Consider the following 20,670-nt stretch of genomic DNA (forward strand, 5'->3'; position numbering starts at 1 on the left):
GATCAGCCTCCGTGTACGTCGAACAGCGCATCGAGTGCGGTGAGGCTCGACGAGAACGGCGCGCGTTCGCGAAAGCCCTGCTGCAGGAACGATTCGATGCGCGGATAGAGTGCGATCGCGCGGTCGAGCTGCGCGTCGCGGCCGGGTGCATACGCGCCGACCGCGATCAGGTCGCGGTTGCGCTGGTAGCGCGACAGCATCTGCTTGAACTGCCGCACGCGGTCGAGATGCGTTTCATCGATCAGCGCGGTCATCGCGCGGCTGATCGATGCCTCGATGTCGATCGCCGGATAGTGGCCGGCCTCGGCGAGCGCGCGCGACAGCACGACGTGGCCGTCGAGGATCGCGCGCGCCGAATCGGCGATCGGGTCCTGCTGGTCGTCGCCTTCGGTCAGCACCGTGTAGAACGCAGTGATCGAGCCGCCGCCTTCGGGCCCGTTGCCGGTGCGCTCGACGAGCGCCGGCAGCTTCGCGAACACCGACGGCGGATAGCCCTTGGTCGCGGGCGGCTCGCCGATCGCGAGCGCGATCTCGCGCTGCGCCATCGCGTAGCGCGTCAGCGAATCCATCAGCAGCAGCACGTGCTTGCCCTGGTCGCGGAAATACTCGGCGAGCGACGTCGCGTAGGCGGCGCCCTGCATTCGCAGCAGCGGCGACACGTCCGCCGGCGCCGCGACGACGACCGAGCGCGCGAGCCCGTCCTTGCCGAGGATCTGTTCGATGAATTCCTTCACTTCGCGGCCGCGTTCGCCGATCAGCCCGATCACGATCACTTCCGCACTCGTGTAGCGCGCCATCGTGCCGAGCAGCACCGACTTGCCGACGCCGGAACCGGCAAAGAGGCCCATGCGCTGCCCGCGGCCGACGGTGAGCAGCGCGTTGATCGCGCGCACGCCGACGTCGAGCACGTGGTGGATCGGCTCGCGATCGAGCGGGTTGATCGACGGGGCCGACAGCGGCGCGTCGACCTTCGACGCGAGCGGGCCCAGGCCGTCGAGCGGGCGGCCCGACGCGTCGACGACGCGTCCGAGCATTTCCCAGCCGACCGGCAGCCGCTTCGCGCCCGCGAGCGGGTCGGCGACCGGTGCGCTTTCGAGCGGCCATACCCGGGCGCCGGGCAAGACGCCGGCGACGTCGGTGGTCGGCATCAGGAACAGGCGATCGCCGGAGAAGCCGACGACTTCCGCTTCCGCATGCGGCAGCGTGCTGCCGGGCGGCAGTTCGATCATGCATTCGGCGCCGACCGACAGGCGCAGCCCGATCGCCTCGAGCACGAGGCCCGCGGCACGCGTGAGGCGCCCGCTCGGGCGCAGCGGCAGCGCGCGGTGGCTGCGCGTCGCGAGCCCGTTCAGGTGCGTGCGCCAGTGCGCGAGATGCGGATTGTGCGGTGCGCGCGGCGCATCGTCCGATGCGGGTGCCGCGTGCGGATCGGCGCCGTGTGCGGTGTCAGGCGCGCTGTCTGGGCCGAACGACGCGAGCGCGAGTTCGCGCTCGAGCGGCGTCATCCCGTCGTGCAGGATCGATTCGGGCGTGGGCGTCACCATGCGCTCACCTTGCCGATCGCGGCGGCGACACGCTGCCAGCGGGTGGGCAGCGTCGCGTCGACCTCGCCTGTCGCGGCGTGCGCGCGGCAGCCGCCGCGCTCGATCGACGCGTCGGTGCGCACGTTCCAGCCGAGCGTATCGAGATCGTCCTGCAGGTACGCTTCGACGACGGGCAGGTCGGCCGGATTCACCGCGAGATGCGGCGCGCCGGACAGCGCGGGTTCGGCTGCGAGCACGTCGCGCACGGCGGCAACCAGCGCGGCCGGGTCATGCTTCACGTGTTGGCGCACGACCTGCTGCGCGATGTCGAGCGCGAGCTGCGCAAGGTCGGACGCGAGATCGTGCTCGACGCTCGACACGGCTTCGCGGAACGATGCGGCGAGCGCCGCGAGCTGCGCGGCCTGTTCGCGGGCTTCGGCCTGGCCGGCCTCGAAACCCTGCGCGCGGCCCTGGTCGAAACCGGCCTGGTAACCCAGGGCCTGACCTTCGACGTGGCCGGCCGCATGGCCTTCGGCATGCGCGGCGTCGCGCACGCGCTGCAGTTCCTCGGCGAGCGCGGCGGCAGCCGCTGCCGCATCGTCGGGCGGCGGCGGGGGCGGAGGCGGATCGAACGACGCCATCTCCCACCGCTGGTACGCGGTGAGGGTGCCGGCGCGGTCGCGCGCGGAATCAGACATACGCGTCTTCCGCCTTGCCGCCGATCGCGATCTGACCGCTTTCGGCAAGGTTGCGCACGATCTGCAGGATGCGGCGCTGCTGCGTCTCGACTTCGGACACGCGCACCGGGCCGCGCGCGTCGAGATCCTCGGCGAGCAGTTCGGCCGCGCGTTGCGACATGTTCGCGAGGAACTTCTGGCGCAGCGCGGGCGGTGCGCCCTTCAGCGCGATGATCAGCGTTTCCGATTCGACTTCCTTCAGCACCATCTGGATCGCGCGATCCTCGAGGTCGAGCAGGTTCTCGAACACGAACATCTGGTCGACGATCTTCTGCGCGAGGTCGGCGTCGTACTGGCGCACGCTTTCGAGCACGCCTTCTTCATGATTGCTCGTCATGAAGTTGAGGATCTCGGCCGCGGTGCGGATGCCGCCCATCGGGCTGCGCTTCAGGTTGTCGCTGCCGGACAGCAGGCCGGTCAGCACGTCGTCGAGCTCGCGCAGCGCGGCCGGCTGGATGCCGTCGAGCGTTGCGATCCGCAGCATCACGTCGTTGCGCAGCCGATCGGTGAAGCACGACGCGATTTCGGACGCCTGGTCGCGGTCGAGGTGCACGAGGATCGTCGCGATGATCTGCGGATGCTCATTCTTGATCAGTTCGGCCACCGCGCCCGAGTCCATCCACTTCAGGCCCTCGATGCCGCTCGTGTCGCTGCCCTGCAGGATCCGGTCGATCAGCACGCTGGCCTTGTCCTCGCCGAGCGCCTTGGTCAGCACCGAGCGGATGTACTCGCTCGAATCGAGCGACAGCGCGGTGTGCTGCTCGGCTTCCTTCGCGAATTCCTGCAGCACGTCCTCGACCTGCTCGCGCGTGACGTTCTTCAGCGCGGCCATCGCGGCGCCGATCTTCTGCACCTCGCGCGGCGCGAGGAACTTGAATACCTGCGCGGCCTCTTCCTCGCCGATCGACATCAGCAGCAGCGCGCTCTTGGTCAAGCCTTCAGCGTTCATCGGACACCCAGTTCTTCACGACGGTGGCGACGATCTTCGGATCCTGGCGGGCGATCGTGCGCGCGTAGTCGAGGTTGCGTTCGTAGCGGCTCCTTTCGTTCTCGAAGCCGAGCAGCAGCGGATCTGACTCGTCGGATTTGTCCGGTGCGGGCAGGCCGTCGAGCGCGACCGGATCGTCCGGCCCCGCGAGCGCCGGGGCGACCGGCGCGGGCGGCGGGAACGCGCGGCGCATCGCCGGGCGCACGAACATGAAATAGAGCGCCGCCGCGGCCGCCGCGATGCCGAGCCACTTCGCGGCTTCCTTCGCCATCGCGATCATGTCCGGCTGGCGCCACCACGGCAGGTCGGCGTACGGGTCGCTGACGGTCGAGAACGCGCTGTTCACGACGTTCACCGAGTCGCCGCGCTTCTCGTCGTAGCCCATCGCGTCCTTCACGAGCTGCTCGATCTGCGCGAGCTTGGCGGGCGGCAGCGGCTGCATCGTCACGTGGCCCTTCGCGTCGGCGACGGGCTGGTAGTTGACGACGACGGCGACCGACAGCCGCTTCACGTTGCCCATCGGCTGCTCGACATGGCGGATCGTCTTGTCGAGCTCGTAGTTGGTCGTCTGGTCCTTGCGGTCGCTGACGGGCGTCGACTGCGGCCCGTTCTGGCCGTTGCCGGCGACGACCGGCGCGGAGGCCGGCTGTGGCGGCGTGTTCGACAGCGCGCCCGGCACGCCCGATGCGCCGCCTTGCGCGAGTTCGGTCGCGCTGCTGGTCTGCTGGCTGCGGATCGCGGCCTGCTGCGGCGCGCCGTTCGGGCCGTAGCTTTCCGAGGTCTGCTCGAGCTTCGAGAAATCGACGTCCGCGCTGACCTGCGAGCGTGCGTTGCCGGCGCCGAAGATCGGCGCGAGGATCGCGTCGATGCGCTTTTGCGTATTGCGCTCGACCTGCTGCACATACTTGAGCTGGCTCGCGTCGAGGCCGGAGGCCGATGCGGTCTGCGTCAGCAGGTTGCCGTCCTGATCGACGATCGTCACGTTCTTCGCCGGCATGTCGGGCACGCCGGACGACACCATCCGCGTGATCGCCTGCACCTGGCCCTCGTCGAGCACGCGGCCCGGGTAGAGGTCGACGAACACCGACGCGCTCGGCGCCTCCTTGTCGCGCACGAACACCGACGGCTTCGGGATCGCGAGATGCACGCGCGCGCCGCGCACCGCGTTGATCGATTCGATCGTGCGCTGCAGCTCGCCTTCGAGCGCGCGCTGGTAGTTCACCTGCTCGGCGAACTGGCTGATGCCGAATTTCTGGTTGTCCATCAGCTCGAAGCCGACCGAGCCGCCCTTGGGCAGCCCCATCGCGGCGAGCTTCAGGCGCGTTTCGTGCACCTGGTTCGACGGCACGAGGATCGCGCCGCCGGCGTCGGCGAACTTGTAGGGAACGTTTGCCTGCTGGAGTGCGGCGATGATCGCGCCGCCGTCGCGATCCGACAGGTTGCTGTACAGCACGCGATAGTCGGGCGCGCGGCTCCACAGCACGAGCGCGGTGATCGCGGCAATCGCGAATGCGACGGCGATCACGAACGGCAGCTTCGGATTGCCCTTCATCCGCGAGATGCCGGGGATGCGTTCCGCGAAGCCGCCGAACCCGAAGTCCGCGCCGGCGCCGCCCGCTCCCGGCAACGCGGCGGCCGCGGTGGCGCCTGGCACCGGGCTGGCGAGGCCCGTGCGGGCGTCGGGGTTGATCAGCGAGTTGGCCTGCGAATCCATGCGAGGAGTTTCTCCGGAGCGGAACGACTGAGCCGCTCGGACGAGCGGACGGACAATGACACGATGCGATTATCGGGACCCGGGAGCGACTCCGATCGACCGAAAAGAGCGGGGTTTCCCCCGTACTTTCGCGGCTTTGGCGCGCACGGCGCTGCTATTCTTTTTCGCGATCCGGCATGGTGCGCGTGGTGCGGCGCCGGCGGAAACGCCCGGTGCGTCCGGGTCTCTTCTCTTATGTCTGGGGACAGCATGGCTGCCAACGTCAGCGGAATCGGTTCGGTGTTGCAACAGATGCAGGCGATGGCCGCGCAGGCGAGCGGCGGCGCCGCGAGCCCGGCGGCGGCGCTCGCCGGCTCGGGCGCCGCGACGGCCGGCACGTTCGCGAGCGCGATGAAGGCGTCGCTCGACAAGATCAGCGGCGACCAGCAGCATGCGCTCGGCGAGGCGCAGGCGTTCGAGGTCGGCGCGGCGAACGTGTCGCTGAACGACGTGATGGTCGACATGCAGAAGGCCAACATCGGCTTCCAGTTCGGGCTCCAGGTCCGCAACAAGCTCGTGAGCGCGTACAACGACATCATGCAGATGTCGGTGTGACGCGACGGGCATCCGGGGACGGCTACCGGCGACGGGCATCCGGGGACGGGCATCCGGGGACGGCCACCCGGCGACGGCCACCCGGCGACGCACACCCGGCGACGCCCATCCGGCGACGCCCATCCGGGGGGCAGCTACCTGGACGGCGACCCCCGGGGCGGCCGGCCCGACGGAGCCGGCGGCCCGCGAGCCTAAAGCTTTTCAATTCCCTTCCGATAACTCCGGTACAAGGCCGCGTCGTGCAATGCAGGGCGGCGGCTTCCGCATAGCCAACGCATCACAAGGAGAAGCGCATGTTTTCCCCAGGACACGCTGGAGCCAGTGCGTACGCGCGTGTCGGCGTCGAGACAGGGGTGATGGGCGCCTCCCCGCACCGGCTGATCGCGATGCTGTACCAGGGCGCGCGGCAGGCCATCGCGCTTGCGCGCATGCATCTGCAGCAGGGCAACGTGCCCGCGCGCGGCGAAGCGATCGGCAAGGCGATCGGGATCGTCGAAAGCGGCCTGCAGGCGGCGCTGAACCGCAACGCGGGCGGCGAGATCGCCGGGCGCCTCGACGCGCTGTATTCGTATATCGGCCGGCGCCTGCTACAGGCCAATGCGCAGGCAAGCGACACGATGCTGGTCGAGGTCGACGGGCTGCTCGCCACGCTCGAGGAAGCGTGGACGGGCATTGCCCCCGAAGTCGCGCGGATGGCCGCGCAGCAGGCAGCGGACGTGGCGCGATGAATCGCAAGGCCGAATACTTCGCTCGCTACGAGGCGCTCGCGGCCGTGTCGGGCCGCATGCTGAGCGCTGCTCGTGGTGCCGACTGGAGCGCGCTGCCGGCGTTGCAGGCCGAATTCCTGCAGCTCGTCGACGGATTGAAGGAGGCCGATCCGGGCGTCGCACTCGACGAATCGGATCTTGGCCGCAAGCTCGCGCTGATCCGCCGCATCCTCGCCGACGACGCCGCGATCCGCGATCTCGCGAGCCCCGAAGTCGCGCGGCTTTCCGCGCTGTTCGAGGCGCGGTGCTCGACCAAGGCATTGGCCGATCTCTACCGCGCTCGCGGATAGTGCCCGTTTGCCGGGGCCGCGGTTGTCGCGTCCCCGGCTTTGCAACGATGTGGCTGAGGTGAGCAGGCTTCGATCATGACCGGTATCGACTCCGTTGCGGCCGCCCTGCTGGCGAGCCGCCTCGACAGCCTGCTGACCGGCACCGTGACGGCGTCCGCCGGCGGCGCGACCGCGCAGGTCGGCACGCCGGGCGCCAGCGTGTCATCGCCGCCCTCGACGGGCGCACCGCCGGCCGCGCCGCCGGCGTCCGCGCAGACCGCGCTGTCCGACGTGGCACTTGCGCTCGACGCGATCTCCCGCGCGGGCGGCGTCGCGACGCCGGTGATTGCCGGACGCACGCCGCTGCTGGCCGATCCTGCCGTGCTGCTGAGCGCGGCCGCGCCGCCGGACGGACAACCGGCAGCCGGTCCGGCCGCGTCTGCCGCCGCTTCTTCCGCTCCTTTGTCCGCGTCCGACGTCGCGGCTGCGCGCGCTGCGTCGGACGTGTCGCCCGCCGCGGCGCTGCGCGCGGCGCTTGCGCAAGCCGTGAGCGAAAGCGGGCTCTTTTACGAATCCCATCTCGCGCAGTGGCTGGCCGGCCAGCGGCCGCTCGCCGCGCTGATGCGCGAACCGCAGGCGCGTCTCACGACCGCGCCGGTGCAGCCGGCTCCGGATGCCGCGCAGCACGATGCGCCCGATGTGCTCGACGAACTGCTCGCGCAGCGTCTGTCGTTGCCGACGGCCGCGCCGCGACCCGCCACGCAGCTGGGCGCAGCCCCGCACGAGCTCGCGCAGAACGCGCAGGCGGCTGCCCGGCAAGGCGCGGCGTCGGGTATGGCCGGAATGGACGACCCGCTCGGCCCCGACACGCGCTGGACGCCCGCGCGCGCCGAACTGGCCGCCGCATCGGCCGATCCGCAGGCGCAGGCAGTAGCTTCCGTGCATCCGGCGGCCGTACCGATCGTCCGGCAGCAACTCGATGCCCTCGCGACCGACCAGTTCCGCTGGACGGGCGAGGCATGGCCCGGCGCGCGGCTCGACTGGACGATCGAACCCGACGATCCGGGCGGCCACGCGTCGCGCAGCGGCGACGATGGCGGTGACGGTTTCGCATGGCGCACGCGGCTGACGCTGACGCTGCCGTCGCTCGGGACGGTCGACGCGGAACTGGTGTTGAACGGCAAGCAGCTCGTCGCACGGCTGCGCGCGAATTCGGCCGGCGCCGACCGGCTCACGCGGAACGAGGCCGCGCTGCGGCAGCGGTTCGAGGGATCCGGTCTGCAACTCGGCGGGCTGTCGATTCGCGCGGTCGGCGACGAACCGGACAGCTTCGACCCGCGCGTCGCGCAGGCGGCCGCCGCCGCGTATGCGCGCGGCGCGGCTGGCGGCACGCCGGGCGCCGACGACGAGGTGCAGCGATGAGCATGACGTCGCGCAAGCGCGCGGCCGCGCTCGTCTACGATCCGAAAGGCGGCGATACCGCGCCGCGCGTGGTCGCGAAGGGGTACGGCCTGCTCGCCGAGATGATCGTCGCCCGTGCGCGCGATGCGGGGCTGTACGTGCATACCGCGCCGGAGATGGTGTCGCTGCTGATGCAGGTCGACCTCGATGACCGGATTCCGCCGCAGCTTTACCAGGCCGTCGCGGATCTGCTCGCGTGGCTGTATGCGCTCGATCGCACCGAGCCAGAGCCCGAGCCGGGCGACGCCGCGCCGCGCTTTCCGCTGCCGCCGCTGCGCCGCTGAGTACACGGCGGCCGCGGTTTCTTGCGAAAGGCTGTCTCTGTCTTTCGTCATCATTCAGCCGGCATTTTTCTTCTATTGACCGGTATCGGCGTGCAATCCGCACGCTTCATCGGCCATCGGCGGGCGTTTCGCGCTGGCGCGCCGTGCGCCCGCGGATTGAGCGGCTGCGCCATTTGTGTAATGATATCCATTCTCATTTTCATGCTCTCCGGGCGGCACACGTTTTCCGTGCGCCGCCCGTTGCTTTGAACGAATGGACACTCTCGCGTGAACGCGCCCGAAACGATCGCCCCGCCGCAGGCGGGCAGGCCCCCCGCGGGCGTCACCGTGCCGCATCCGGCCGCACGTCCCCTGAGCGACGCCGAACTGGCGGCGCGCCGCCAGCGTTCGCGCCGCGCGACCTTCATCAAATGGCTGCGCAAGGTGCACGGCTGGGTCGGGCTATGGGGCGCGGTGCTCGGGCTGCTGTTCGGCGTGACGGGCGTGCTGCTCAATCACCGCGCGCCGCCGCTGAAGATCTCGACCGGCGAACCGCAGGTCGAGCAGATGCAGATCGCGTTGCCGGACCCGGTGCCGAAGTCGCCTGCCGCGATGACGAAGTGGCTGCAGCACGAGCTGCATTTCGACGGCCGGCCGGGCCGCATGCGCAAGGAGCCTGCGCAGCCGGTCGCCTGGGGCGACAAGCGCGTGATGCAGCCCGAGCACTGGCAGATGGGGCTGTTCGGGCCGCACCAGAACCTGCAGGCCGAATACTGGGTCGGCAACGGCTACGTGTCGGTGAAGCGCACCGGCAACACGTTCCTGACGACGCTGAACAACCTGCATCGCGGCGTCGGCATGAATCTCGGCTGGGTGCTGCTGATGGACACGATCGCGGGGTCGCTGATCCTGTTGTCGCTGACGGGCGTGCTGCTGTGGACGGAGCTGAACAAGCGCCGCACGGTCGGCGTCGTGCTGGTGGCCGGCTCGGTCGCCGCGGCGCTCGCCGCGGGCCTTGCTTGACCCAGGCGCAGCAGTCGAAACACGCCGGCTAGCCGCCGGCGCGCGACGGCCGTGCGCCGGTGTCGGTGTCGGCGGGCCTCAGAGGCCGCAGGTCGCGCCGTTGTTTGCCGCGATCTCGCGGGCGGCTTTCGCCCCCTCGACCTGAAGGATCGTCGGCAGCGACACGTTGTTCTTCGCGGCCGTGACCTCGGCCAGGATCGAGATCGCGATTTCCGGCGGCGTGCGGCTGCCGATATAGATGCCGGCCGGCCCGTGCAGCCGCGCGAGTTCCGCGTCGGTCAGGTCGAATTCGAGCAGCCGCTCGCGCCGCGCCGCGTTGTTGCGCCGCGAGCCGAGCGCGCCCACGTAGAACGCGGGCGTCTTCAGCGCTTCCATCAGCGCGAGATCGTCGAGCTTCGGGTCGTGTGTGAGCGCGATCACGGCCGAACGCGCGTCGAGCTTCATGTCGAGCACCGTGTCGTCGGGCATCGTGCGCACGACGCGCGTGCCCGGCACGTCCCACGCATCCGTGTACTCCTCGCGCGGATCGCAGATCGTTACCTGGTAGTCGAGCCCGACCGCGATCTGGCACAGATAGCGCGACAACTGCCCCGCGCCGATCACGAGCATCCGGTAGCGCGGCCCGTGGATCGTCACGAGCCGTTCGCCGTCGAACGCGAGCCCGTCGGTCGCCTGCGCGGGCGATAGCGACGCGCGGCCGGTCGCAAGCGTCATCGTGCGCGTGATGAGGCGGCCGGCTTCCACTTCGGCGCACAACGCGGCGATCCCGCTGTCGCGCGTGAGCGGTTCCAGCACGAGCTGGATCGTGCCGCCGCAGGGCAGCCCGAAGCGGTATGCTTCCTCGGCCGTCACGCCGTACTTGACGGCTTCCGGGCGCGCATCGGCCGCGATGCCGCTTGCATGCACGCGGGCGATCAGGTCGTCCTCGATGCACCCGCCGGACACGGAGCCGACCACGAGCCCGTCCTCGCGCACCGCGAGCATCGCGCCCTCGGGGCGGGGCGACGAGCCCCACGTCTTCACGACCGTCACGAGCAGCACGCGGCGCCCTTCGTCGAGCCAGCGCGCGCTCGACTTCAACACGTCGAGATCCACACTTTCCATGTCGTTACCTCATTGATTGACGCGCATTATGAACCGCCCGCTGCAGCCTTGCTTGCCGAGCGCCGGCGTGCGGCCGATCGGTGGCGGGATCGGGAGGGCCGGTTCGAGCTGCGGGTTCGAGTTGCCGGTCGGCACCCCGTTCAGGCTGCCCGCCGCGCCGCAAAAGCAAACGGCGCGCCCGCGAGACGGGCGCGCCGTTGAAACGGGGTGACGCAGCGCGTCGCCGCCGGGCGTCAGTCCGCGTGGCCGCGGGCGAGCTTCGAGTTGTGCCGCGAATACAGGAAGTAGATCACGAGGCCGATCACGAGCCAGATGCCGAACGCGGCCCACGTGATGGGCTGCAGGTTCAGCATCAGGAACAGGCATGCGCCGACCGCGAGGATCGGCACGACCGGCACGCCCGGGCAGCGGAACGCGCGCGGCAGTTCCGGGTGCGTGCGGCGCAGCACCAGTACCGCGATCGACACCATCGAGAACGCGGCGAGCGTGCCGATGTTGATCAGCTCGGCGAGCACGTTGAGCGGCACGAGCGCTGCGATCAGCCCGAAGAACAGGCCGACGAGCCAGGTCGTCAGGAACGGCGTCGCGTAGCGCGGATGCACGCGCGACAGCGTCGCCGGCAGCAGCCCGTCGCGCGACATCGCGAAGATGATCCGCGTCTGGCCGTAGCTCATCACGAGGATCACGGTCAGCATGCCGAGCACCGCGCCGAGATCGATGAAGCCCGCAACCCACTTCTCGCCGGCGATCTGCAGCGCATACGAGATCGGGTGCGACACGTTCGCGTACTGGGCCGCCGGCACGATGCCGGTCGCGACCGCCGCGACCGTCACGTACAGCACCGCGCACACCGCGAGCGACGCGATGATGCCGATCGGCAGGTCGCGCTTCGGATTTTTCACTTCCTCGGCGGCCGACGACACCGCGTCGAAGCCGATGAACGCGAAGAACATCACGGCCGCCGCGCCGAACACGCCGTTCCAGCCGTGCGGCATGAACGGCTTCCAGTTCGCGGGCGTCACGTGGAACAGGCCGACCGCAATCACGAGCAGCACCACCGACACCTTGATGAACACCATGATGTTGTTGATGCGGGTCGACTCGCGGATGCCGATCGACAGCAGCGTCGTGATCACCAGCATCACGAGGAACGCGGGCAGGTTGAACCACGTGACGACGCCCGGGATCGCGCCGGGCGCGGCGCTCAGCACGGTCGGCAGCGAGAGCCCGAAGCCTTGCAGCAGCGACTGCAGGTAGCCCGACCAGCCGACCGACACGGCCGACGCCGCGAGACCGTACTCGAGCATCAGGTCCCAGCCGATGATCCATGCGACGAGCTCGCCGAGCGTCGCGTACGAATACGTGTAGATCGAGCCCGCGACCGGAATCGTCGACGCGAATTCGGCATACGACAGCGCCGCGAGGCCGCACGCGATCGCGGCGATCACGAACGACAGCATCAACGCGGGGCCGGCCTGCACGGCGCCCGTGCCGGTCAGCACGAAGATCCCGGTGCCGATGATCGCGCCGATGCCGAGGAAGGTGAGGTCGATTGCGCCGAGCGCTTTCTTGAGCCCGGCGCCGTGCGCACCGGCGATCATGCGATCGACGTTTTTCTTGCGGAAGAGGGACATTGCGGATGAGTCTCCAGCGCGCGCGAAAGCGCGGCGGCGCCGAGTGAGTGAAAACCCGGAATTTTAGCCGATTTGGCGCGGAAGACCCGCTGCGGCGCAGCGGTGTGCTCCGGAATCGTCCGATAAAACAAGCGCTTGCATGCAATGTGCGGCGGCCGTGGCCGGCCTCGCGCAGGCCGGCGCGGTGAATCGCGCGATGCCGGTGAATGCGATGGATCAGGCGCCCGACGCGGGCGCCATGTCGACGAGCCGATTGCTCATCACGTAGAACGTCAGTTCCGCGTTGTTCGACAGCCGCATCTTCTCGAGCAGCCGCGACCGGTACACGCTGACCGTCTTCACCGACAGCGACAGCGTGTTCGCGATGTCGGTGAGGCGCTTGCCCGACGCGAGCATGCAGAGCGTCTGGTATTCGCGATCCGACAGCTTCTCGTGCGGCAGCGGTTCGTTCTCGAACGACACGTATTCGGCGAGCGCCTCGGCCATCGCCGGGCTCACGTACTTGCGGCCGGCCGCGACCTGCTGGATCGCGCCGATCATCTGCGCGGCATTCACCGTCTTCGACAGGTAGCCGGACGCGCCGGCCTTCAGCGCGCGCACCGCGTACTGGTCCTCGCGGTACATCGAGAACATCAGCACCGGCGTGCCCGGCAGCTTGCGCTTGATGCGCTTGAGCAACTCGATGCCGTTCGTGTCCGGCAGCGAGATGTCGAGCAGGATCACGTCGAAGCTTTGGCGGTCGATGGCGGCCACCGCATCGCTGCCGGTCTCGGCTTCGGTCACTTCGCGCGCGACGCCGCGGTCGATCAACAGGTGGCGGATCCCTTGCCGGACGATCGCGTGATCGTCAACGAGCAGGATGTTCAGGCTCATGACGACCTCACGAACGCGATGCGCGGCGCACGGCGGCCGGCACCGAGAACAGCGAGTCCCACGCGAAGCGCGCGGTGACGCGCGTGCCGCGCCCCGATTCCGGTGCGCTCGCGTCGAAGCTGCCGCCGAACGCCTCGCAGCGGGCGCGCATGCCGGCGAGGCCGTAGCCGGCGCGCCGGCTACGGGCAAAACCGGTCCCATCGTCCGTGACGATCAGCGACAGATGCGAGCCGTCCGTGTCGATCTGCACGTCGACGGACGCCGCGCGCGCATGCTTCGCGACGTTCGACAGCGCTTCCTGCGCGACGCGGAAGATCGCGAGCGCGCTGGCGCCGGCGAGCTGCGGGAGCCGCGCGTCGGCCGCGCAGACGAAGCTCGTGCGCAGGCCGGTGCGGGCCGCGTGGCTGTCGACCCACGCCGACAGTGCGCCGATGAGGCCGCCGTCGAGTGCCGGTGTGTCGCGCTCGTCGATCAGCCGGCGGTTTGCGTCGGTTGCGGCGTCGAGCGCCCGCTGCGCGAGTTCGAGCGCGCGCAGGCAGCCGTCCGGCGCATCGGCCGGCAGCCACGTTTGAACGTTTGCGAGCGCGAAACGTGCGGCGGTGAGTTCGGCGCCGAGCCCGTCATGCAGTTCGCCGGCCAGATAGCGGCGGGCCGCTTCGTCGGCGACCATCAACTGGGTGGACAGCGCCGCGATCCGGGCAGCGCAGGCGTCGCGTTTGGGCAGGGTTTCGGCCACGGGTGCGGCCTCGGCGCAGCTGTGCGCGAGCGGCCGCGACGGGAACGGGGCGTGGGCGCCCGGGGGCGCGTTGAGCGACGTATCCATACTCTCCCTGCTGTCAGAAAGCGGTTCAGACACCGGCTGGCTGCGTGGACCGGCTGCCGTTTCGATGACGGCTGCCGCCAGAGAATCGCCTCATGCAGAGGTAACAAAAGTTACATCTTGTAACGTTTGAGTCCGACCCTTCAATGGTCGCCCGATCGGCGACCGCGCGGGGCGAATAATATCTCAAAAAATTGGAAAACGTCATGCTGGACGGACATTTAAGGGTAAATGTGAATAATCGGAACGAAGCCGTTGTAGGAAAAATACCGACACGAAAGCGTCCGGCGAGCCCGTATCAAAATGTAACTATTTGAGATGGGATGGTCCCAGTTTGTTACGAATTCGCCAAGTCGGGACGAAAAAAAACCGGAGCTTTTGCTCCGGTTCTTGATGCGGCACAAATTCGGGGGCGATCAGTCCACGAATGCGCGCTCGATCACGTAGTGGCCCGGCGCGCTGTTCTTGCCTTCGACGAGGCCGGCCTGCTTCAGCAGGTCGGTCGTGTCCTTCAGCATCGCGGTGCTGCCGCACAGCATCACGCGGTCGTTTTCCGGCGAGAACGCCGGCACGCCGAGGTCCGTGAACAGCTTGCCCGTCGCGATCAGGTCGGTGATCCGGCCCTCGTTGTCGAACGCTTCGCGCGTGACCGTCGGGTAATAGACGAGCTTTTCCTTGATGATGTCGCCGAGATATTCGTGGCCCGGCAGGTCGTGCTTGATGTAGTCCATGTACGCCAGCTCGCCCTTCAGGCGGCAGGTGTGCGTCAGGATGACCTTGTCGAAGCGTTCGTAGATGTCCGGGTCGCGGATGATCGACATGAACGGCGCGAGGCCCGTGCCGGTCGACAGCATCCACAGCGTCTTGCCGGGCAGCAGGTTGTCGGCGACGAGCGTGCCGGTCGGCTTCTTGCCGATCAGCACCGAGTCGCCCACCTTCAGGTGCTGCAGGCGCGACGTCAGCGGGCCGTTCTGGACCTTGATGCTGAAGAATTCGAGGTGCTCTTCGTAGTTCGGGCTGACGATCGAGTAGGCGCGCGCGAGCGGCTTGCCGTCGACCTCGAGGCCGACCATCGTGAATTCGCCGTTGTTGAAGCGCAGGCTCGGCTCACGGGTGCAGGTGAAGCTGAAAAGCGTGTCGGTCCAGTGATGGACGGATTGGACGGTGGCGGTGTCGTATTTGCTCATGGCTTTGAAAACGGACGCGCGTAGCGAACGCGTGTAACGGGCCCAAAAACGGGCAAAAAACCGAGTGCGTCGGCCCGATCGCGGATCGGCCGGCCGGCGCGTCGGACACGCGCCTTCTCGATGACAGACGATTGAGGAACTCGCTATTTTACCCTGCTTGGGGCAGATGCGGGCTTGACCCGCGCGGCTGCGCGGATTTGGCGCAACGAATCATTTCAACGAGCTTTCAGCGGTCGGCCGCGAGCTTCGCGCCGAGACCGACGAGCGCGGCGCCGCACAGCGCGTCGAGCGGGCGCCGCACGCGCCGGTAGCCGCGCTGCGCGCGCGGGCTCGCGAACAGGTACGCGACGCACGAATACCAGCCGGCCGACAGCACGCCGATCGTCACCAGCACCGCGCCGTTGAACCACAGCGGCACGTGCGCGGGCAGCATCGCCGCGAACACGCTGGTCCAGAACGCGCACGACTTCGGGTTGGTCAGGCAGGTGAACAGGCCGCCGCGATAGGCGCGCAGGTAGTCGCGAGCGTGCGGCGCGGCCAGCGGCGTGCTCGCATTCGCGGTGTCGGCCGGCGCCGCGTCGCGGCGCACGCCCGAGCGCAGCAGCTTGATGCCGAAATACACCAGATAGACGGCGCCGCCGATCCGGATCGTCTCGTACAGCCATTCGACCTGGTGCAGCACGGCTGCGAGGCCGAGCATCGCGAGCGTCGCCCAGGCGACCGACGCGGTGCCCACGCCAAGTGCCGACGCGGCGCCGAGGCTGCGTCGCCCCGCGAGCGACAACTGCGAAATCATGAAGAAGTTCGGGCCGGGCGTGATCGCCGCGACGAGATAGACGACGGCGATTTGCAGCAGGATCGGGAGGTAGCTCATGGCGGCGCGACGGCGGGGCGGGCAAAGCGCTACTGTAGCGCGCGCAGCGCGGCCGCACTTGCGGCGCTGCTGCATCACGGCTGATCGAGGCGCAGCCGCGCGATATACGGCAGGTGGTCGGACAGCCACGCGGTTTCGCCGGACGGTGCCTGCCATTCGAGCGGCGTGAGCCCGCGCACGAACATCTTGTCGAGCGCGAGCGCCGGCGAGAACGCGGGGAACGTGCGGCCCGACTGGCCGAGCAGCGTCGCGACCTCGGACAACCCGATCTCGCCGAACAGCGCGACCGAATCGTTGCGCCAGTCGTTGAAGTCGCCGGCGAGCACGAGCGGATCGTCGCCCGCGTTGCGCACGATCCAGTGCGCGATCCAGTGCATCTGGCGCAGTCGCGCCGCACGCGTGAGCGCGAGGTGCGCGCACAGCAGCGTGACGGGGCGCGCGCCGGCGAGCGTCGCACGCGCGACGAGCAGCCCGCGCCGCTCGAAGCGGTGCGCGGAGATGTCCCAGCGGCCGCCGAGATCGAGCGGATGCGGCGACAGGATCGCGTTGCCGTGCCGCCACGACGGCTTGAACACGTTCGGCCCGAGCGCGATCTGCCAGTCGAGCGCCTGCGCGATCTCGGTGGCCTGGCAGTGCCACACGTCGTCGACCGCGTCGTCCATCGGCGCACCGAAGCCGGGGGCGAGCATCGGGCGCGGCATGCGGCGCGCCATCGCTTCCTGCAGAAAATACACGTCGGCGTGCGTCGACTGCATCCAGTTGCGCATCGCGTTCCACGCGGTGAAGCCGAGCGGCGAGCGGCCCTTGTGCAGGTTCCAGCTGACCGCGGTGATTTCGTCGGGCGCGGCGTGCGGTTCGGCGAACGGCAGGGACAGGGCGTCGGCGGACATGGCGCTCAGTCCTTTGCGGCGTGCGCACGCACGCGGTAGACGAGATGCGGGTGCTGCTCGACGATCGTCCAGTCGGTCCACGCGTCGCCGCCGACCGCCAGCCCCGGATGGCTCGCGACGATCTGCCGCGGCGACGCGGGCAGGCATGGATCGCTGCGCGTCGCGTTTTCGTCGTCGAGGGTTTCCTGCACGTCGAGCGCGAGCGACACCGTGTGCGCGGCGTCGTCGACGGCGAGCGGCGCGACCGTCACCGAGCGCGAGCGCTCGGTCGGCACGACGCGCGCGGCATTGCCGCAGCCGACGGGCACGGCGGACGGATAGCGATGGGTGTCGGTGCGGGTCTGACCCACGGTGGTGCGTTGCTGGAACGTGTCGATCGTCTGACTGTCGCGCACCACCTGGATCTCCCACGCGACGACGGCCGGTGCGGGGCTCTGCGCATGGGCCGCGAGCGCGATGCTCGCGAGCAGGACGGCCAGGCCGTGTTTCAGCATGGAACTTCTCCGGAAACGCGGGGTAGCGGGGAACGGACGCACATCTTACGCCCGATCGATTTGGACGGTGGTCTGACAGGACGCGTCGCCGCGGGTTCGCAGCACGATCCGGTCCTGATCGAAAGGTAGGTTCGCGTCACGCGTTTTCAAGCGAAAAAGCGCGCGAACTCGGCGACGCTCGCGCGCTCGGTGACGAGGCGGTTCTCGATCGCGTCCGGATCCGCGTGGCCGAGCGACATCCCGCAGACGAGCTGCTCGTTCGCCGGTATCCCGAGATGCTCGGCGACGACCCGGTGGAACGGCACGAACGCGGCCTGCGGGCACGTGTCGAGGCCGCGTGCGCGTGCGGCCGTCATCACGCCCTGCAGGAACATCCCGCAGTCGAGCCAGGCGCCGTGCGTCATCAGGCGATCGAGCGTGAAGAACAGCGCGACCGGCGCATCGAAGAAGCGGAAGTTGCGCGCGTGCTGCGCGTGCATCCGGGCTTTTTCGTCGCGTCCGATGTTCAACAGGCCGTACAGGTCCCAGCCGACCTTGCGGCGCCGGTCGATATACGGCGACACCCATTCGCGCGGATAGTAGTCGTACTCGGCGACATATTTCTCGTCGCGCGCCGGATCGTCGTATGCCGCCGTGAGGGCCGCGGCGAGCGCGTCACGCGCCGCGCCGGTCGCGACGTACACGTGCCATGGCTGGATGTTGGTGCCCGACGGCGCGCGGCTCGCGGCTTCGAGGATCGCCTCGAGCGTGTCGCGCGGCACGGGTGTCGGCAGGAAGGCGCGAATCGCGCGGCGCGACTTGAGCGCGGCGTCGACGGCATGGATCGCGTCGCGGTCGACGCGCGGGGCAGCAGCGGGGACGGACATCGGCATACCTTCGAAACGAAGCGCGCGCGCCGCCGCGCGGGCGCCGTCGGCGAGGCCGGCGCGGCGGCCGGTGAACTTTCGATCATACGCCGTGCGGCGCGATGCTGCAGTGCGCGCGCGGTGTTAGCAGCAGACTCGCGCGGCTGCTTGCTTGCGCGCCGATGCGGGATCGCTACACTGAAATCGTAAGGGTCTGATGGTTGTGTGACGGCAGCGGTAGCGAGGTTGGTATGACGACGGCGATGGTGAAACAGGAACTGGCGGTGGCGTCCTTCAGCACGGTGTACGACCTCGAGCAGGTCGAGACCGCGCTGAACGACCTGAACGAGAGCGCGAGCGACGCACTGCGCGCTACCTACGAGCGGATGCTCAAGACCGGCAATCTGCGCTTTTGCGTGAAGCCGAACCGGATGCCGTCGTTCGACGAGCTCGGCGACGCGCTGCCCAATTTCACCGAGCCGCTCGACGACGTGCGCAAGCAGGTCGCGCTGTGCCTCGAGACCGACGATCGGCTCGAACTGATGCCGATCCTGCTGCTCGGGCCGCCCGGCATCGGCAAGACGCATTTCGCGAAGGCGCTCGCGCAGTTGCTCGGCACCGCGTACCACTACGTGCCGATGAGTTCGCTGACGGCCGGCTGGATCCTGTCGGGCGCCTCGTCGCAATGGAAGAACGCGAAGCCCGGCAAGGTCTTCGATGCACTCGTCAACGGCAGCTACGCGAACCCGGTGATCGCGGTCGACGAGATCGACAAGGCCGGCAGCGACGCGCAATACGATCCGCTCGGCGCGCTGTACGCATTGCTCGAGCACGACACCGCGCGCGCGTTCGTCGACGAATTCGCCGAAGTGCCGATCGATGCGGGCAACGTGATCTGGGTCGCGACCGCGAACGACGCGCAGGCGATTCCGGAGCCGCTGCTGAACCGGATGAACGTGTACGAGATCGCACCGCCCGATGCGGCCGGTGCGCGGCGGATCGCGCAGACGATCTACGACGAGATCCGCACGTCGCACGCGTGGGGGCGGCGCTTCCCGGACACGCTCGACGACGACGCGCTCGACGTGCTGGCCGCGACGCCGCCGCGCACGATGCGCCGCGCGCTGCTGCATGCGTTCGGTGCGGCGCGGCTCGACGGCCGCGACGTGATCGCACCGTCCGACATCCGCGCCGACGAAGGCGCGGCGAAGCGCAGGCCGATCGGATTCTGAGCCGGCGGCGCGCGTATCGCCGAGGCCTGCGCACGTCGCGCCGCGCGTCGCGGCGCGTGCGTACGTGCCGATACACATACGTTCGGCAAGCGGGCGAACCGGGACGTACAATTCCTTTCTCTCCCCTCGACGCGTGAGTGAAGCGAAACGCCATGGAGCAGATGGATTGTGTGGTGATCGGCGCAGGTGTCGTCGGTCTTGCGATTGCGCGCGAGCTCGCCGCGCGCGGGCGCGAAACGATCGTGCTCGAGGCCGCCGACGCGATCGGCACGGGCACGAGTTCGCGCAACAGCGAAGTGATTCACGCGGGGCTCTACTACCCGCGCGGTTCGCTGAAGGCGATGTCGTGCGTGCACGGGCGCGACCTGTTGTACGAATTCTGCGAAACGCACCACGTGCCGCACCGGCGCGTGGGCAAGCTGCTCGTCGCGACGAGTGCCGCGCAGGTGAAGCAGTTGAAGGCGATCGCCGCGCGCGCAGTGGAAAACGGTGTGCTCGACCTGATGCCGCTCACGCGCGCCGAGGCGCAGACGCTCGAGCCCGCGCTCGAATGCACGGAGGCGTTGTTCTCGCCGAGCACCGGCATCGTCGACAGCCGCCAGCTGATGCTCGCACTGCTCGGCGATGCCGAGCGCGACGGCGCGATGTGCGCGCTGAAGTCTCCCGTCGAATCGATCGAGGTGCTGCGCGGCGGCCGCTTCGTCGTGTGCACCGGCGGCGACGCGCCGACCGAGATCGAGGCCGCCTGCGTGATCAACAGCGCGGGCCTCGGTGCGCAGGCGCTCGCGCGCCGCACGCGCGGCCTCGATCCGCGCTGGGTGCCGCCGCTCTATCTCGCGCGCGGCAATTACTTCAACCTGTCGGGCCGCGCGCCGTTCTCGCACCTGATCTACCCGATGCCCGATCGCGCGGGGCTCGGCGTGCACCTGACGCTCGATCTCGGCGGGCAGGCGCGCTTCGGCCCGGACGTCGAGTGGTGCGACTCGCTGCGCTATGAAGTCGATCCGGCGCGCGCGGGCGCGTTCTACGCGTCGATCCGCGCATTCTGGCCGGGCTTGCCCGACGACGCGCTGCAGCCGGCGTACGCGGGCATCCGGCCGAAGCTCGCGGGGCCCGGCGAGTCGCCGGCGGACTTCATTGTGCAGGGCGCCGCGCAGCACGGCGTGCGCGGGCTCGTGAACCTGTTCGGCATCGAGTCGCCGGGGCTGACCGCGTCGCTCGCGCTCGCGCAGCGCGTCGGCGACATGACGTCGCATGCGTGACCCATGCGGCACGCGCGGGGACGGACCGGCCGTGCGAAACCCGTGTGAAATCCCTTATCTCCGGCATTTCGGCGCGCACATTCATCCGCTTGAGCGTTATTCTGTCGAACGGCTGT

General features: G+C 69.1%; 21 protein-coding genes. 8 read left to right on the forward strand and 13 right to left on the reverse strand.

Translation table 11 applies throughout. The features are described from left to right. Positions 1-2: 2 nt before the first annotated feature. From fliI to fliF, 4 genes are read right to left on the reverse strand one after another with little or no spacing between them, the layout of a single operon-like run. Positions 3-1,544, reverse strand: a complete 1,542-nt coding sequence (gene fliI / locus DIE15_RS16040; protein WP_124833774.1) for a flagellar protein export ATPase FliI — start codon at positions 1,542-1,544, stop codon at positions 3-5. After that, positions 1,538-2,221, reverse strand: coding sequence for a flagellar assembly protein FliH (gene fliH, locus DIE15_RS16045; protein ID WP_057924583.1), 684 nt, complete (start codon positions 2,219-2,221; stop codon positions 1,538-1,540). Before fliH ends, fliI begins: the two co-directional genes overlap by 7 nt. Continuing rightward, positions 2,214-3,209 carry a flagellar motor switch protein FliG gene (fliG, locus tag DIE15_RS16050; RefSeq protein WP_057924582.1) on the reverse strand — a complete coding sequence of 332 codons (996 nt, stop codon included), beginning with the start codon at positions 3,207-3,209 and terminating at the stop codon, positions 2,214-2,216. Before fliG ends, fliH begins: the two co-directional genes overlap by 8 nt. Continuing rightward, complete coding sequence (gene fliF / locus DIE15_RS16055; protein ID WP_057924581.1) at positions 3,199-4,962, reverse strand: flagellar basal-body MS-ring/collar protein FliF; 1,764 nt, start codon at positions 4,960-4,962, stop codon at positions 3,199-3,201. Before fliF ends, fliG begins: the two co-directional genes overlap by 11 nt. 249 nt (positions 4,963-5,211) lie before the next feature. Here fliF and fliE point away from each other — a divergent pair, with 249 nt between their 5' ends. The 6 genes from fliE to DIE15_RS16085 all read left to right on the forward strand — a co-directional run bounded on the left by fliE (position 5,212) and on the right by DIE15_RS16085 (position 9,339). Continuing rightward, positions 5,212-5,556 (forward strand): flagellar hook-basal body complex protein FliE, encoded by a 345-nt coding sequence (fliE, locus tag DIE15_RS16060; RefSeq protein WP_057924580.1) that lies wholly within the window; start codon positions 5,212-5,214, stop codon positions 5,554-5,556. A gap of 293 nt (positions 5,557-5,849) precedes the next feature. Beyond that, on the forward strand, positions 5,850-6,284 hold the full coding sequence (fliS, locus tag DIE15_RS16065) for a flagellar export chaperone FliS (RefSeq protein ID WP_124833775.1): 435 nt from the start codon (positions 5,850-5,852) through the stop codon (positions 6,282-6,284). Continuing rightward, a complete protein-coding gene (locus DIE15_RS16070; protein WP_057924578.1) occupies positions 6,281-6,613 on the forward strand; it encodes a flagellar protein FliT in 333 nt (110 codons plus the stop codon). The genes fliS and DIE15_RS16070 overlap by 4 nt, the downstream gene beginning before the upstream one ends. A 75-nt stretch (positions 6,614-6,688) precedes the next feature. Continuing rightward, on the forward strand, positions 6,689-8,014 hold the full coding sequence (locus DIE15_RS16075) for a flagellar hook-length control protein FliK (RefSeq protein ID WP_124833776.1): 1,326 nt from the start codon (positions 6,689-6,691) through the stop codon (positions 8,012-8,014). Further along, positions 8,011-8,337 carry an EscU/YscU/HrcU family type III secretion system export apparatus switch protein gene (locus DIE15_RS16080; protein ID WP_057924576.1) on the forward strand — a complete coding sequence of 109 codons (327 nt, stop codon included), beginning with the start codon at positions 8,011-8,013 and terminating at the stop codon, positions 8,335-8,337. The genes DIE15_RS16075 and DIE15_RS16080 overlap by 4 nt, the downstream gene beginning before the upstream one ends. Positions 8,338-8,604: 267 nt before the next feature. Then, on the forward strand, positions 8,605-9,339 hold the full coding sequence (locus tag DIE15_RS16085) for a PepSY-associated TM helix domain-containing protein (RefSeq protein WP_057924575.1): 735 nt from the start codon (positions 8,605-8,607) through the stop codon (positions 9,337-9,339). A 78-nt stretch (positions 9,340-9,417) separates the two neighbouring features. Here the strand turns inward: DIE15_RS16085 and DIE15_RS16090 are convergent, their stop codons facing one another. From DIE15_RS16090 to DIE15_RS16130, 9 genes are all read right to left on the reverse strand, one after another. After that, a complete protein-coding gene (locus tag DIE15_RS16090; protein ID WP_057924574.1) occupies positions 9,418-10,443 on the reverse strand; it encodes an XdhC family protein in 1,026 nt (341 codons plus the stop codon). A gap of 233 nt (positions 10,444-10,676) precedes the next feature. Beyond that, positions 10,677-12,077 carry an amino acid permease gene (locus DIE15_RS16095; protein WP_057924573.1) on the reverse strand — a complete coding sequence of 467 codons (1,401 nt, stop codon included), beginning with the start codon at positions 12,075-12,077 and terminating at the stop codon, positions 10,677-10,679. A 216-nt stretch (positions 12,078-12,293) separates the two neighbouring features. Next, complete coding sequence (gene rqpR / locus DIE15_RS16100; RefSeq protein WP_057924572.1) at positions 12,294-12,950, reverse strand: response regulator transcription factor RqpR; 657 nt, start codon at positions 12,948-12,950, stop codon at positions 12,294-12,296. Positions 12,951-12,957: 7 nt separating this feature from the next. Further along, positions 12,958-13,773, reverse strand: coding sequence for a quorum system sensor histidine kinase RqpS (gene rqpS / locus DIE15_RS16105; protein WP_124833777.1), 816 nt, complete (start codon positions 13,771-13,773; stop codon positions 12,958-12,960). A gap of 413 nt (positions 13,774-14,186) precedes the next feature. Further along, positions 14,187-14,957, reverse strand: a complete 771-nt coding sequence (locus tag DIE15_RS16110) for a ferredoxin--NADP reductase (RefSeq protein ID WP_059535031.1) — start codon at positions 14,955-14,957, stop codon at positions 14,187-14,189. Between the two features lie 226 nt (positions 14,958-15,183). After that, positions 15,184-15,831: a LysE family translocator gene (locus DIE15_RS16115; RefSeq protein ID WP_124833778.1), complete on the reverse strand. Its 648-nt coding sequence runs from the start codon at positions 15,829-15,831 to the stop codon at positions 15,184-15,186. Between the two features lie 74 nt (positions 15,832-15,905). Beyond that, the gene (locus tag DIE15_RS16120) at positions 15,906-16,721 is read right to left on the reverse strand and encodes an endonuclease/exonuclease/phosphatase family protein (RefSeq protein WP_057924568.1); all 816 of its coding nucleotides are present in this window, start codon (positions 16,719-16,721) and stop codon (positions 15,906-15,908) included. Positions 16,722-16,726: 5 nt separating this feature from the next. After that, positions 16,727-17,215 (reverse strand): hypothetical protein, encoded by a 489-nt coding sequence (locus DIE15_RS16125; RefSeq protein ID WP_124833779.1) that lies wholly within the window; start codon positions 17,213-17,215, stop codon positions 16,727-16,729. A 146-nt stretch (positions 17,216-17,361) separates the two neighbouring features. After that, positions 17,362-18,081, reverse strand: coding sequence for a nitroreductase (locus DIE15_RS16130; protein ID WP_124833780.1), 720 nt, complete (start codon positions 18,079-18,081; stop codon positions 17,362-17,364). Between the two features lie 230 nt (positions 18,082-18,311). Between DIE15_RS16130 and DIE15_RS16135 the strand changes: the two genes are divergently transcribed. Then, positions 18,312-19,292: an AAA family ATPase gene (locus DIE15_RS16135; RefSeq protein WP_057924566.1), complete on the forward strand. Its 981-nt coding sequence runs from the start codon at positions 18,312-18,314 to the stop codon at positions 19,290-19,292. A gap of 152 nt (positions 19,293-19,444) precedes the next feature. Then, positions 19,445-20,554 carry an NAD(P)/FAD-dependent oxidoreductase gene (locus tag DIE15_RS16140; RefSeq protein WP_124833781.1) on the forward strand — a complete coding sequence of 370 codons (1,110 nt, stop codon included), beginning with the start codon at positions 19,445-19,447 and terminating at the stop codon, positions 20,552-20,554. Positions 20,555-20,670 lie beyond the last annotated feature (116 nt).

The organism is Burkholderia sp. Bp9031, from assembly GCF_003857965.1.
Taxonomy (GTDB): Bacteria; Pseudomonadota; Gammaproteobacteria; order Burkholderiales; family Burkholderiaceae; genus Burkholderia; species Burkholderia ambifaria_A.